The sequence below is a fragment of the Streptomyces flavochromogenes genome (genome assembly GCF_000717595.1).
In the GTDB taxonomy this organism is placed as follows: Bacteria; Actinomycetota; Actinomycetes; order Streptomycetales; family Streptomycetaceae; genus Streptomyces; species Streptomyces flavochromogenes.
Genome location: NZ_JNZO01000014.1, coordinates 88,899 through 101,835, shown reverse-complemented (window position 1 = coordinate 101,835; position 12,937 = coordinate 88,899). Strand labels below are relative to the sequence as shown.

Genomic DNA, 12,937 nt, shown 5'->3' with positions numbered 1-12,937 from the left:
ATCAGCATGCGTCACCGTTCCTCCTGGCTGGGCGTTCCGAGGGCTACGACGCGCTTCGCCTCCTCGATCGCGAACTCGAATCCGGCATCCGGGTCGCGCAGCAGTCGTTCCGTGGCGAGCGCGTGCTGTCGCGCGGCCGGGGCGCCCTTCGCCGTCGCGGCGCCGAGCGTCGGCAGGATCACCTCACCGAGGGCGATCAGCGCCCTGCTGAGGCTCAACCGCGTCTCCCGCCCGCCACGCCCGAGTTGCGTCGCCAGCACCTCCGCCAGCTCGGCCCGCTCCTCCTCGGGCACGAGCACGACCGCCGCCCGCCACGCGCTCCGCGCCACCTCGTCGTCGGCGTCGGACAGCAGCTCCCGCGTGATCGCCGGCCATGCCCGCCGGTCACCGATCTTCGACAGCGTGTGCAGCGCCTGACTCCGGGCCTGCGCCCGCTCCGAGCGGACCTCGCCGAGGAGCCCGGGGAGCGTGAGGGACGGCGCGTGCCGGGTGAGTGCCCACGTGAGCATCTCGCGCACAGAGAAGTCGGGCTCGGTCGCGCACCGCTCGACGAGCTTGTCGACGAACCGGGGATCCGGGGCCGTACCGATCGCGAGCGCCGCCCGCAGCCGCACCGACGAGCTTCCGTGCTCCAGGCGCAGGAGAGCGCGCGTCGTGTCCTTGTCGTGGGTCGCCATGGTCATCGGGACCACCTCCTTGCCCGGCAGTCAAGACCTTGTCATCGTGTCAAGGTCAAGCGCGACGCCACGCCGGTGGTCGCCCTACTGCCGCGCGACCGCCACCGCCGCCGCGTACGACGGCGCGACCCGTACGTCGGCGAGCGACCAGCCCGGTACGGCGGCCGGCTCGGCGCCCATGCCCATGTACGTACGGTCGAGGCCCCCGGCCAGCCCTTCTCCCGTGCCCTTGAGGTACGCCTCCTTGCGTGCCCAGCACTGCGCGAACGCGGCCGGCCGCGTCTCCTCGGGCAGCCGTGCGAACTCCTCCCGCTCCCGCGGGTGCAGGCTGTCCGCCACGAGGGCCGAGGCCTCGGCCTCCGGGTGCGCCTCGACGTCCACGCCCACGGGCGTCGCCGCGACGGCGACCAGCGCCAGGTCCCCGCTGTGGGAGAGCGAGAAGTGGAAGCCGGCGTCCCGCACGGCCGGCCGGCCGTGCGGTCCTCCGCAGACCGGGCAGTCCTCCCTGACGAACACCACCTCGTCGGCCCGTATCCCGAGGTAGCGCCCGAGGAGACGACGAAGCCCCCCGTGCGCGGCGAGGTACCGCGCCCGGTGATCCGCCCGTATCAAGGCCTGCCACCGACGGCGTTCCTCGGCGTCCAGAAGGGCGGGCGCGCCGGGGTCCTCCGCCATGGGCAGAAGCCAGAGCGCCGCTGTTCCGTCGGCGACGGGCAGCGAGGCCGACTCCGGCGTGTCGCCTGCGCGCAACACCCGTACGGGGCTGATCTCCATGGTCATGCCACCATTCTGCACCGCTGTGGGGGAGGGAGTTCGGCCGCCCGGCCCGGCCCGGGGGTGAGCCGGGCGCCGAATCGCCACCGCATCACGGGATCAGCCGGTGGCCGCGCCGAACCATGTCGGCAGGTGTGCGAGCAGCTCCCGCTGGTCCTCGCCGATCCAGGCGACGTGGCCGTCCGGCCGCAACAGGACGGCGGGCACGTCCAGTTCCTCGCAGACCTCGACGACATGGTCGACCCGGTCCGCCCAGCCTTCGACCGAGAGCCGGCCGGTCTGGTCGAGGAGCAGTCCGCGCCCCTCGTGCATCCGCTCGTAGAGGCGACCCTGCTTCAGCTCCAGGTCACGCATCCGCCTGCCCAGCCGTTCGTCGCCCTCGCCGAAGTCGTAGCGCACCGAGATGGCCGTGATCTTCTCGATGAGGTACCGGTTGACGTCGTCGAACTCCACGAGTTCCGCGAGCAGTCGGCGTACCGCCTGCGCGCCCGGCTCGGTCGACATCAGCTGGATCTGCGCGCGGGTGTTGTCCAGGACGTCCGTGGCCACCGGGTGCCGCTCGGCGTGGTAGCTGTCGAGAAGCCCCTCGGGCGCCCAGCCGGCGACCGCGGCGGCCAGTTTCCAGCCCAGGTTGAACGCGTCCTGGATACCGAGGTTGAGCCCCTGGCCGCCGGTCGGCGGGTGGATGTGCGCCGCGTCGCCCGCGAGGAACACCCGGTCGACCCGGTACCGCTCGGCCTGCCGGGTCGCGTCGCCGAAGCGGGACAGCCAACGCGGCGAGTGCGCGCCGAAGTCCGTACCGGCGATCGCCCGCAGCTGTTCCTTGAACTCGTCGAGCGTCGGCGCGGTCGAGCGGTCCTCGGCCACGCCCTCGGCCGGCACGATGACCCGGAACACCCCGTCCCCCAAGGGCATCGCGCCGAAGCGCAGTTGGGTCTTGCGGACCTCGGTCATCACCGCGGTCAGCTCCTCCTGCGCGACGGTCAGCTCCATCTCGCCCAGCAGCGTCTCCACCCGGGAGGGCTCGCCGGGGAACGCGACGCCGAGCAGCTTGCGCACCGCGCTGCGGCCGCCGTCGCAGCCGACGACGTACCGCGCGCGGAGCTCCTCGCCGTCGGCCAGTTCGACGGTCACGCCGTCCTCGTCCTGGCTCAGGCCGACCACTTCGCAGCCGCGGCGGATCTCGGTGCCGACCTCGGTCGCGTGCTCGGTCAGCAGCCGCTCGGTGACCTGCTGCGGAATGGCGAGTACGTACGAGTGGGCCGTGTCGAGCCGCTCGGGCCACGCCTTGGCGAGCCCCGCGAAGAAGCCGCCGACCGCGATCTGCTGCCCGAGGCCGAGGAACCGTTCGAGCAGACCGCGCTGGGCCATCACCTCGATGCTGCGTACGTGCAGACCCTGGGCGCGCGACTGCCGGGTCGGCTCCGCCTCCTTGTCCAGCACGAGCACGTGGACGCCGTGCAGCCGCAGCTCGCCGGCCAGCATCAAGCCGGTCGGACCGCTGCCCACAACGATCACGTCATACATGAGAACCGCCCCGTTTCCCTAGGTTGCATCCAGCCGGCCGCCGGTCGTGGGATCCCTGCGCCCCGCGAGCGCGTCGATCATGCGAACGAGTCGATTTCCGCAGGTCACTGGTTACGGCTGGAGATTCTGCACCACGGCGGGGGCCTTGCCGCAAGGCCCCCTGTGCGCTATACATTGAGAGTGGCGAGGAGATGTTTCAGCTCCTTGCCTTTCTCTTTTTCTCCTCCGTGGCCCGAGTCGTGCCCCGTCGTCAGGCGGGCAGCGGTTCGCGCGGCTCCAGGAGGGCGCCGAAGGCGACCGTCGAGTGGCGCTCGGCGCGATCTCCGCGCGCGCGTCCTCAGCCGCTCGGCTGTACGTCGAACGGGGGAGGCCGACGGACCCCCTTGATCGACTCCTGATCGCACGACCACTCGCGTGTTACTGGTTGGTAGGGCATGCTGGCCGCCAACCATCCACACGGCCGGGGGCTGAGGTAGCGGTGACGACTTTCGAGGAACAGGCCACGGTGCACGCCTTCCGGGACGACGCACTGGGCGAGCACGACGCCGTCGGGCTCGCCGCGGCGATTCGGCGGGGCGAGGTCGGCGCCGCCGAGGCCGCACGGGACGCGGCCGAGCGGGTACGGGACGTCGAGGACCGGCTCCACGCCGTCCAGGTCCACATCGACGCCCCCTCCCACGCCCCCGGGCCGGGCCAGGGTGCCTTCGCGGGGGTGCCGACCTTCGTCAAGGACAACACCGACTACCTCGGCCTGCCCACCGGTCACGGCAGCACGGCCTTCACCCCGCGTGTCGCCCGGCGCCACGCGCCCTTCGCCCGGCAGCTCCTGAGCAGCGGCGTCACGGTCCTCGGCAAGACCAGGCTGCCCGAGTTCGGATTCAGCCCCGCCACGGAGTACGAGGCTGCCGAACCGGTCCGCAACCCCTGGAACACCGGTTACTCGGCAGGCGGTTCGTCCGGCGGCAGTGCGGCGCTCGTCGCCGCCGGGGCGGTGCCGATCGCCCATGCCAACGACGGCGGCGGATCGATCCGCATCCCCGCCGCCTGCTGCGGACTCGTGGGTCTCAAGCCGACCCGCGGCCGGGTCGTGACAAACGCCCAGAGCCGCCAACTGCCCCTGGACATCGTCTCCGACGGCATCGTGAGCCGTTCCGTACGGGACACCGCCGCGTTCCTCGCCGCCGCCGAGACCCACTGGCGCAACCCGAAGCTGCCGCCCGTCGGCCTGGTCGAGGGACCCTCCGAACGGCGCCTGCGCATCGGGTTCCTGGTCGACTCGCCGAACGGTGTCCCCGCCGACACGGCGACCCGGACCGCCGTCATGGACACCGTCGCGACGCTCGAACGGCTCGGCCACACCGTGGAGCCGGTCGAGCTGCGCCTCGACCCCCGCTTCACCGACGACTTCCTCACGTACTGGGGCATGCTGTCGTTCCTCCTCGGCGTCACGGGCCGGACCCTCGGTGCGGACTTCGACCGGCACCGTATGGACGGCCTCAGCCGGGGGCTGCGCGAGGAATACCTGAAGAGCTGGCGGCGCACCCCGGGCGTACTGCGGAGGCTGAAGCGGACGCGGGAGGCGTACGCGGCGGCGTTCCGCGGACTCGACCTCGTCCTCACCCCCGTCCTCGCGCACACCACGCCGAGGATCGGTCACCTCAGCCCGACCGTGCCGTACGCGACGCTGGTCGAGCGGATCCTCGCGTACGTCGCCTTCACGCCGGTCAACAACGTCGTCGGCACGCCGTCGATCTCGGTTCCCGCCCCCAGTGCGACGGAGGAAGGACTGCCCATCGGGGTCATGTTCTCGGGCCGCCCCGGCAGCGAACGGACGCTGCTCGACGTCGCCTACACCCTGGAGGCGGACCGCCCGTTCCGGCGCATCCAGGACGCCTGACCGGCGGGCGCCCCGGAGGATGGCGGCGACCGGGAGGACGCCTGATCAGCCGCCGCCTCCGAGAGCGCGTTGCAGCTGCGCCTTGTTCATCTTCGAACGGCCGTCGATGTTCCGGCGCTTGGCCTCTTCGTAGAGCTGGTCGTACGTGCGCCCCTGGGCACCGCTGTGGGAGCGCCGGCCGCCGCGCTCGCCGGACGACATGTCCTCCAGGGACAGGCGGCTCGACGTCCTGGACTCGCCGTGCCGTGCCCGCTCTTTGTTCACGGTGCGGGCGGCGATCTCCTCGGCGCGCTTCTCGCTCTCGCCGCGCTGCTCCGCGCTCTTCTTGATGTGCTCGTACTGCCGTTCCCGCTTCGGGCTGGATCCGCGAGGCATGACGTGCTCCTTCCTCATGCGCTGAGCGGTTCTCCCGTGCGGTTACCCGCCGTCTCTCCGCTCACTCCCGCCTCTTCGCGGTGTGCCGGCCGCGGGCCCACAGCGGCAGGGCGAACCAGCACAGCAGGTACCAGGCCAGGACCCCGGCCACGAGCCACGGAACGATCGCGTTGTCGGTGGCCACGCGGAGGATGAGGACGAGCGCGGTCGTGAGGGTGGCGAGCAGGAGCAGGATCCCGATGAAGGTCAGCCGGGACGCCCACGCGACCGCCTGGGGTTTGATCCGCCGGCCCGCCACGAGGCGGTGGAAGGAGACCGGGCCGATCAGAGCGCCGGTGGCCAGCGAGCCGAGGACCACCGTCAGGATGTAGATCGCCTTGTCGGCGGAGCTGAGGCTCTCGTACCGGGGAGTGAAGACGACCGTCAGGAGGAAGCCGAGGAGGATCTGGACACCGGTCTGGACCACCCGTATCTCCTGCATGAGGTCCTGCCACTGGCGGTCGGCGCGCTCGTCCGCGGTCTCGTCGCGCCCGCGCACGGTGGCCCCGTCTCGGCGGGAGGTCTCCCCGCCTTCTCGCGCGGTGTCCCCGTCTCCGTGCGCGCCCGCCCGTCCCTCCCACCGCCGGTCGCGTCCCAGCCCGGTCTCGCGGTCAGTCATCCGTCTCACCATCCGGTTCGAGGGGCCCGCGCGGGGCAGGGGCCGTACGCTGCGTCTTCCCCGCCGGCGCGGTCGCAGCCTTTGCGCCGCGGCTCTTCGTCGCATCACACGAATACCCGTCGAGGGCGGGTGCGGCCGACCACGGCGCGTACGCCACGCGGTCGGAGGACTTCCGCTCGCGGTGCCGGGAGCCGTCGGCGTATCGTCGGCCTCAGCTCGGAATTGTGCGCCGACGGGAACCGGAGTGCCGGATGCCAAGGGATGCGACAGGGACGGGTGATGCCGGGCTCATCGGCCCTCGTCTGACGGCCGCGGTCCGGTGGACGGGTGCCACGGCCGTCGTCACGGTGGCCGGGGAGCTCGACCGCGACACGCAGGAGCCCCTGCACGCGACGCTGACCGAGGTACTGGACCAGCGCCCCGAACGGATCGTCGTGGACTGCGGACGGCTGACCTTCTGCGACTCGACCGGACTCAATCTGCTGCTGACCGCGAGGCTGGACGCACGGGAGGCCGGCAGTCGGCTGGAGCTGGCCGCGCTGCGCCCGCCCGTCGACCGGGTCTTCGACGTCACCGGCGTCGTGGCGGTCTTCACGGTGTACGACGAGCTGCCCGCCGACCTGGCCGAGGGGGAGCACCCGTGAACGCGACACGCCACCGGGCACGGTGGAGGCGGGTATGAGCGAACCGGTCCGGTCCAGGGGCCAGATCAGGCGGCTCGTCCTGCGGAGCGGGGAGTCGGTGGTCGCACGGTGCCGTGACTTCTGCCGGGTCGCGCTCACCGACTGGGACTGGCCCGGCCCGCCGGAGGACACCGGGCTCACCGAGGAGGAGCGGGACCTCGCGATCGAGGACGTCCTCCTGGTCGTCTCGGAGGCCGTGACCAACGCCTGTCTGCACGCCGGCGGCCCCACGGAGCTGGTCATCCGGCTCGCCCCCGCCGAGCCGCGGGGCGCCGGTGCGGCGAGCGGCCCTCCGTCCCACGCGGCCACCGGCCCGGCCGGGGACCTGCGGATAGAGGTGAGTGACCGGAGCAGCCGGATCCCGGTCTTCCGGCCACGGGGAGCGCCCGGGCAACCGGGAGGCAACGGTCTGATCGTGATCGACCGGCTCGCGCGCGCGTGGGGCGCCGTCCCCGGGGAGTCGGGCAAGTCCTTCTGGGTGGAGGTGGCGAGCCCGGTCCCGGCGAACGGACCGCCGGCCGGCTCGCAGCCACCGCCGCCTCTCGCCACGCCGTCGTCGCCTGCTCCGGGGGCACCGCGGGCGGCGTCGCGCCCGGGCGGACCGTCACGGCCCGTTCCGGGTGACCCGCCGGGAACCCGAAGCGGGGAGGCCCCGGGCGACGGCCCGTGACGCGCCGTCTCCGTGTGGCTCCAGGCTCGATCGGCGCGGTGCCGACGCGCTCGCGGTGACGGTCGGGGTTGCTGGAACGGTCAGGGTGGGTTGCTGTGACGGCCGGGGTCGCGAGCGGCTACTCCGGGGGCTCTTCCGCCGTCAGGGCCGTACGCAGATCGCCGAGGATGCGACTGAGGAGTCGTGACACGTGCATCTGCGAGAGGCCGAGGCGCTCGCCGATCTCCGCCTGGGTCAGCTCGTCGCCGAACCGCAGCGCCAGGATCGTCCGGTCGCGCGCCGAGAGGGCGGCGACCAGCGGCTTGAGCGCCTCCAGGTTCTCGATCTTCTCGAAGGAGTCGTCGTCGCTGCCGAGGCAGCGCGCCAGCATGCCGGGACCACCGTCGTCGTCGTCCGCGGGAACGTCGAGCGAGCGGCTGGTGAACCCGTTCGCGGCCAGCCGGCCCTCGCGCAGTTCGGCCTCGGTGATGTGGAGGTGGGCGCCGAGCTCGGCGGGTGTCGGCGGGCGGCCCAGCTCCTGTTCGAGGGCGTCGTTCGCCTTGGCCAGGCCCAGGCGCAGTTCCTGCAGGCGGCGCGGTACGTGGACGCTCCAGCTGGTGTCCCGCAGATGCCGTCGTATCTCGCCGAGCACGGTCGGCAGGGCGAAGGACATGAACTCGTTGCCCCGCTCGGGGTCGAACCGGTTGATCGCCTTGATCAGGCCCACGGTGCCGACCTGGACGATGTCCTCCCAGCTCTCGCTGGAGCGGCGGAAGCGAGTCGCGGCGTACTTGACCAGGCTGAGGTTCAGCTCGACGAGGGTGTTGCGTACGTACGAGTAGTCCGCCGTGCCCTCCTCCAGTGAGCGCAGCCGCTCGAACAGGGAGATCGAGAGCGTGCGGGCGTCCGCGGTGCTCACCGTCAGGGGCTCCGCGATCTCCGGAAGTCCGGCGAGGGGCTCGGGGTCGTCACGGACGGGCCGGCGGTCGTTCTGGGCGGACGGGCGGTACTTGAGGGCGGGCTGTCCGCGGCCCCGGTCGGTGGTGCGGTTGTTCGACATGAAGGCTCCTTGTGAGAGCCCCCCTCTGGCCTCATACCCGCTTTGACCCCACACGAGCAGTGTGCCGTGGGTGACGGAGGAGAGAGGGCGGGGAAATGCAGGGGCGGGGCATGTAGGTGTAAGTCGGTGGATAGCGGGTGAATGCGAACGGATCGTCGGGGCAGGGGCGTGTTGAACACCCGAAGGGGATGGGCCCCGGAGGGGTGGGGGCGGGGGACTGGGGCGGAAAGTGCGTGGGGGACGACTGGAGACTGGGTGGGAAGAACAGTGTTCACAGGGCATCGCACGGGACATTCCACGCCGGACGGGAACAGGCCCGTCGTTCCGCGTGACGCGGCCGAGGCGCGCGCCCGGGTGGCGGAAGCGCTGCGGGTGGCGACGGGGACGGGCGGCCCGCCGTCCGCCACCGCCGTCGGTGACGCGCTGCTCGTGACGTCCGAGCTGGTGACCAACGCGCTGCGCCATGGGGGAGGTCTCACCGGGTTCGGTGTGGAAGTCGACCCGGGAGCGGTGACGGTCACCGTCGCGGACGCGAGCAGAGAACTGCCGCGGCTCATGGGCGGCCGGTGGGCGGAACGGGCCTCCGGTCCGGCGGAGGGCGGCTTCGGGTGGCCTTTGGTCAGGCTGCTCGCCCAGGAGATCAGGCTGTCCCTGCCGCCGGAGGGCGGCAAGACCATCGAGGTACGGCTGCCGCTTCATTGAGGCCGTCCCGTCTTCGGCGGTGCGAAGAGTTCCGCCGTGCCGGTCAGCTGGAGCAGGCGGGTCATCCGTGGGCTCACCGGACCGAGTGCGAGGGGCGTGAGGGGGCGGTGCCCACTGTCGAGGTGTTGACGCGGGGCGGCGGGTGCGGTCGACGCGGCCCGTTCGCTCCGTGCGGCCCATGCGGCGTGCGCCCTCAGGAAGGCACGCAGGCCGGCGCAGTCGCAGAAGGTGACGGCCGCGAGGTCGAGCGTGACGCCCTCAGGATGTGCGTGGAGCGCGGCGAGGAGGCGTCGACTCAGGTGCGGGGCGGTGGCGCTGTCGATCTCGCCGCTGACGACGACGATGCCGTCCGGTGTGGTCTTCACGGTCATCTGCGCGTCCGGACCGGTCGCGGGCGGCTTGCTGTCGGCGTCGACGGCGGGCGCCCGGACGTCGCTGGAGCGCTCTGGAAGGGGATGCATGGTGTGCTCCCGTGGGCCAGCCGAACCCGGTCTTTCTGTACCTATAGTCCCCTTTCTCCATATAGCACGTCAATAATCACGCGAGATGAATTTCCGGTCTTGCGACTCATGAGTAGAACACCGCATAATGGTTCCATGGGTGTCAGTTCAGGCGATCGCCAGTCATGGACCTTCCTGACGAATCACGCCCGAGTGCTCGTGGTGATCGCCCGGGATCCCGATGTGCGCCTGCGCGATGTCGCCGCCGCGTGCGGGGTGACCGAGCGAACGGTGCAGGCGATCGTCGCCGACCTGGAGGCCGCGGGATACCTCACGCACGCGCGGGAGGGCCGGCGCAACCGCTACCGCCTGGCCCCGGGCAAGCGATTCCGGCACCCGCTGGAGGGTGACTACGAGATCACCGGCCTCCTGGACCTGCTCAAGGCGGCCCCCGGCGACGGCGAGCCGGTGCCCCGCGCCGGGATCAGCGACGACGGCGACCCCCTGCCCCACCACGGGACCACCGACACCGCCCCCGAGGCCCCCGCCGGGAGGAGCGACACCGGCCCCCTGCCGGGCGTCGACTCCTAAAGGCCCGCCCGTCGTGCCGGCGTCGGACCGTTCGCGGTCGCGGCCCGGCACCGCCTTCCCCCGGCCCGGTGCCTCGCGCTAGCCGTCGAGGAACTCGGCGCACCGGTAGGGGCCGAGGGCCGGGCCCTCCGGCCGGCGCAGCGTGACCTCCACGTCATCCGTCCCGACCTCCGGGTCCAGTACGGACTGGGCGCGGGCCAGCGTGCACACCAGCTGCCCCGTTCCCTGGTCCCGGCCCGTCCCCGCGTACGGGTCCTCCAGGCGCACCGTGACCTGAGTGCCCCGGCCCGTCACCGAGTAGCCGCCGAGCTGGACGAGGTTGGTGAGGCCGTCGCGCTGTTCGGCGGGCGGCGGACCGTCGGCGAGCAGCTTCACCACCGAGCCGAGGTTCTTGATCTCCCTGTCGAGCACGGGCACACCCCGGAGCCCGCTGTCCGACGCGTAGTACAGCCGGATCCCGCGCGTCAGCCCGGTCGCCGGCTCGCCCGCCCCTATCACTCCCGTCGGCTGCACACCGCACCCCACCAGGGCGACCCCGAGGACGGAGACCAGCACTCCCGCCCGTAGCCTCACTCCGACTCCTCTCCCGTCAGCCGCAGGGGCAGCCACAGGGTGAACACCGCGCCGCCCTCCGGTCCCTCGGCGACGTCGATCGTGCCGCCGTGCAGCCGCGCGTTCTCCAGGGCGATCGCCGTCCCGAGGCCGCTGCCCTGTCCGCCGGTGTCGGCGGCGCTCCGCGTACGGGCCGCGTCCGCCTTGTAGAACCGGTCGAAGACCCGTGCCCGGGCCTCCGGCGGCAGCCCCGGGCCGTGATCGGCGACCTCCACGGTCACCCACTCCGCACCGGCGCTCGTGCTCGTCGTGCTGGTCGTCGGCCTCGCCCTCGTCCTCGTGCCGAGGGTCACGGTGATCGGCGGCGCTCCGTGCCGCAGCGCGTTGCCCACCAGGTTCGCCACGATCACATCGACGCGCCGCCGGTCGACCACCGCCCGTACGCCCTCGTCGAGCCGGACCTCCACCCGGTCGGTCCAGCCGCGCAGCGCCAGGGACGCCCGTACCGTGTCGGCGAGATCGGTCTCGGCCGCGTTGAGCCGGATCGCGTTCGCGTCGAAACGGGAGATCTCCATCAGGTCCTCGACGAGCCGCGAGAGCCGCGCCGTCTCCGCGCCCACCGTGCGGGCCGCCCGCGCCGCGTCCGGCGGCAGCTGGTCGGCGTCCTCCTCCAGGACGGTCGCCACCATCGTCATCGCCGCGAGCGGCGTGCGCAGCTCGTGCGACACGTCCGCGACGAAGCGGCGCGCCTTCGCCTCCTGATCGCGCAGGCGTGCGTCCGAGGCCTGCAGGGCGTCCGCCGTCTCGTTGAACGTCCGTGCCAGATCGGCGAGCTCGTCGTGCCCCGTGACCGCGACCCGGCTCCCGAGGTCGCCCTCCGCGAGCTCACGTGTGGCCCGCCCCAGCTTCCGTACGGGACGCAGGACCGTTCCTGCGGCGAGCAGCGCCAGGACGGCGGCCAGCACCACCACCGGCAGGATGCCCGCCCGTACGGAGTCCAGCAGGGCGGCGGTGTCGTCGCGTTCGGCGCGCAGATCGGTGATGACGAAGACCTCCAGGCCGGAGAAACGGTGGTCCCCGTCCGCGTACGTCACCGGCATGCCGACCACCAGATACGGCTCGTCCCGCCACATCACCCGCTGGAACCGGGTCCCGTCCCCGGCCCGTACGGCGCTCCGCAGCTCGACGGTGATCCGGCCCTCCGTGTCGGCGAGCGGATCGGACACCGCGACGAGGTCCTGGTAGCGGGCGACGACGATCCGGGCGCCGAGGCCGTCCGAGACCTTCGCCGCGAACCGGGCCAGCGACCGCTGGTCGGGCGGCAGGTCGAAGTCGGCCGCCACCGCGGTGACCCGCGTCCGTACGTCGTTCACCGCGGCGTCCTGGGTACGCCGGAGGACGGCGGTCCGCGCGTCCCGGTAGGCGAGCGCGGTCGCGGTCACCGCGCTGATGAGCGCGACGACGACGAAGGTCACGACGAGCCGGGTCCGCAGCCCTCCGACGAGCCGCCGGGAGCGGCGCTTCGGGGAGCCCCCGGCGGGCTCGGACCCGCGCCCGCGACCACCTCCGGTTCCGCTCACAGCGGCCCGAAGCGGTAGCCGAAGCCCCGCACCGTCTGGACGTACCGAGGCTTCGCCGGTACGTCCTCCAGCTTCGCCCGCAGCCGGCCGACCGCCGCGTCCACCAGCCGGGAGTCACCGAGGAAGGTGTGGTCCCAGACCGAGGCGAGGAGCTGCTCGCGGCTGAGGACCCGGCCGGGCGAGGCGGACAGTTCGAGGAGCAGCCGCAGTTCTGTGGGCGGCAGCGGGATCAGGACGCCGTGCTTGGTGACGGTGAGACCGGCGCGGTCGATCACCAGGCCGGCGAACCCGGCGCCGGCCTGCGGCTGAGCGCCCGCCGGTCCCGGTCCCGCCGGTCCCAGCGGCTCCGCGCGTCGTAGCGCGGCCCGGATGCGGGCCTCCAGGACGGGCGCGGTGACCGGCTTGACCACGTAGTCGTCGGCGCCGGCCTCCAGGCCCGTCACGATGTCGTGGTCGTCCCCGCGCGCGGTCAGCATGATGATCGGAAGCGTGGTCGTACGCGCGCGGACGCGGCGGCAGACCTCGAACCCGTCCATCCCCGGCAGCATCAGGTCGAGGACGGCCAGCTCGATCTTCACGCCGTCCGGGGCGTCGAGCAGCGCGAGCGCCTCCTCGCCGGTGGCCGCCGTGTCGACGTCGTACCCGTGCCGGCGCAGCACGAGCTCCATTCCGTCCCGTACGGACGCGTCGTCCTCGATGAGCAGTACATGCGGCATGCCGTCGATTATGGGTGCCGCGAGGGACCGCCCAGCGCCCCGGCAGGGGCCGGGTA

Annotated in this window: 15 protein-coding genes; 5 read left to right on the top strand and 10 right to left on the bottom strand. The window is 72.5% G+C overall.

Annotated elements, in window-relative coordinates:
• Positions 1 to 11 precede the first annotated feature (11 nt).
• The 3 genes from IF00_RS0118500 to rox form a co-directional block, all read right to left on the bottom strand.
• Positions 12 to 683: a HEAT repeat domain-containing protein gene (locus IF00_RS0118500; RefSeq protein WP_030319405.1), complete on the bottom strand. Its 672-nt coding sequence runs from the start codon at positions 681 to 683 to the stop codon at positions 12 to 14.
• A 78-nt stretch (positions 684 to 761) separates the two neighbouring features.
• Complete coding sequence (locus IF00_RS0118495; RefSeq protein ID WP_030319403.1) at positions 762 to 1,457, bottom strand: 4'-phosphopantetheinyl transferase family protein; 696 nt, start codon at positions 1,455 to 1,457, stop codon at positions 762 to 764.
• A gap of 93 nt (positions 1,458 to 1,550) precedes the next feature.
• Positions 1,551 to 2,978 carry a rifampin monooxygenase gene (gene rox, locus IF00_RS0118490; protein ID WP_030319401.1) on the bottom strand — a complete coding sequence of 476 codons (1,428 nt, stop codon included), beginning with the start codon at positions 2,976 to 2,978 and terminating at the stop codon, positions 1,551 to 1,553.
• Between the two features lie 478 nt (positions 2,979 to 3,456).
• On the opposite strand from rox, the gene IF00_RS0118485 reads away from it, so the two are divergent.
• Entirely contained in the window at positions 3,457 to 4,875 is a 1,419-nt protein-coding gene (locus IF00_RS0118485; protein WP_030319399.1) for an amidase, read from the top strand.
• A 45-nt stretch (positions 4,876 to 4,920) separates the two neighbouring features.
• Here IF00_RS0118485 and IF00_RS0118480 read toward each other — a convergent pair whose 3' ends face one another.
• Entirely contained in the window at positions 4,921 to 5,250 is a 330-nt protein-coding gene (locus tag IF00_RS0118480) for a hypothetical protein (protein WP_030319397.1), read from the bottom strand.
• A gap of 61 nt (positions 5,251 to 5,311) precedes the next feature.
• Entirely contained in the window at positions 5,312 to 5,908 is a 597-nt protein-coding gene (locus IF00_RS0118475) for a DUF6328 family protein (RefSeq protein ID WP_280922622.1), read from the bottom strand.
• Between the two features lie 251 nt (positions 5,909 to 6,159).
• Between IF00_RS0118475 and IF00_RS0118470 the strand changes: the two genes are divergently transcribed.
• Together IF00_RS0118470 and IF00_RS42720 are read left to right on the top strand one after the other, a co-directional pair.
• Positions 6,160 to 6,552: an STAS domain-containing protein gene (locus IF00_RS0118470; protein WP_030319394.1), complete on the top strand. Its 393-nt coding sequence runs from the start codon at positions 6,160 to 6,162 to the stop codon at positions 6,550 to 6,552.
• Between the two features lie 34 nt (positions 6,553 to 6,586).
• Positions 6,587 to 7,261 (top strand): ATP-binding protein, encoded by a 675-nt coding sequence (locus tag IF00_RS42720; protein WP_051820405.1) that lies wholly within the window; start codon positions 6,587 to 6,589, stop codon positions 7,259 to 7,261.
• A 118-nt stretch (positions 7,262 to 7,379) separates the two neighbouring features.
• On the opposite strand, the gene IF00_RS0118460 is transcribed toward IF00_RS42720, so the two are convergent.
• Positions 7,380 to 8,300 (bottom strand): SigB/SigF/SigG family RNA polymerase sigma factor, encoded by a 921-nt coding sequence (locus tag IF00_RS0118460; protein ID WP_030319391.1) that lies wholly within the window; start codon positions 8,298 to 8,300, stop codon positions 7,380 to 7,382.
• Positions 8,301 to 8,654: 354 nt separating this feature from the next.
• Here IF00_RS0118460 and IF00_RS0118455 point away from each other — a divergent pair, with 354 nt between their 5' ends.
• The gene (locus tag IF00_RS0118455; protein ID WP_063740666.1) at positions 8,655 to 9,002 is read left to right on the top strand and encodes an ATP-binding protein; all 348 of its coding nucleotides are present in this window, start codon (positions 8,655 to 8,657) and stop codon (positions 9,000 to 9,002) included.
• On the opposite strand, the gene IF00_RS42715 is transcribed toward IF00_RS0118455, so the two are convergent.
• Positions 8,996 to 9,463: an STAS domain-containing protein gene (locus IF00_RS42715; protein ID WP_051820399.1), complete on the bottom strand. Its 468-nt coding sequence runs from the start codon at positions 9,461 to 9,463 to the stop codon at positions 8,996 to 8,998. The two genes, IF00_RS0118455 and IF00_RS42715, sit on opposite strands and share 7 nt — an antisense overlap.
• Before the next feature lie 135 nt (positions 9,464 to 9,598).
• Between IF00_RS42715 and IF00_RS46475 the strand changes: the two genes are divergently transcribed.
• Positions 9,599 to 10,033: a helix-turn-helix transcriptional regulator gene (locus IF00_RS46475; RefSeq protein WP_078944750.1), complete on the top strand. Its 435-nt coding sequence runs from the start codon at positions 9,599 to 9,601 to the stop codon at positions 10,031 to 10,033.
• Between the two features lie 78 nt (positions 10,034 to 10,111).
• Here the strand turns inward: IF00_RS46475 and IF00_RS0118440 are convergent, their stop codons facing one another.
• From IF00_RS0118440 to IF00_RS0118430, 3 genes are all read right to left on the bottom strand, one after another.
• Complete coding sequence (locus IF00_RS0118440; RefSeq protein WP_030319386.1) at positions 10,112 to 10,606, bottom strand: GerMN domain-containing protein; 495 nt, start codon at positions 10,604 to 10,606, stop codon at positions 10,112 to 10,114.
• Entirely contained in the window at positions 10,603 to 12,060 is a 1,458-nt protein-coding gene (locus tag IF00_RS0118435) for an ATP-binding protein (RefSeq protein WP_425338334.1), read from the bottom strand. The genes IF00_RS0118440 and IF00_RS0118435 overlap by 4 nt, the downstream gene beginning before the upstream one ends.
• A gap of 101 nt (positions 12,061 to 12,161) precedes the next feature.
• Positions 12,162 to 12,881, bottom strand: coding sequence for a response regulator transcription factor (locus IF00_RS0118430; RefSeq protein WP_030319383.1), 720 nt, complete (start codon positions 12,879 to 12,881; stop codon positions 12,162 to 12,164).
• Positions 12,882 to 12,937 lie beyond the last annotated feature (56 nt).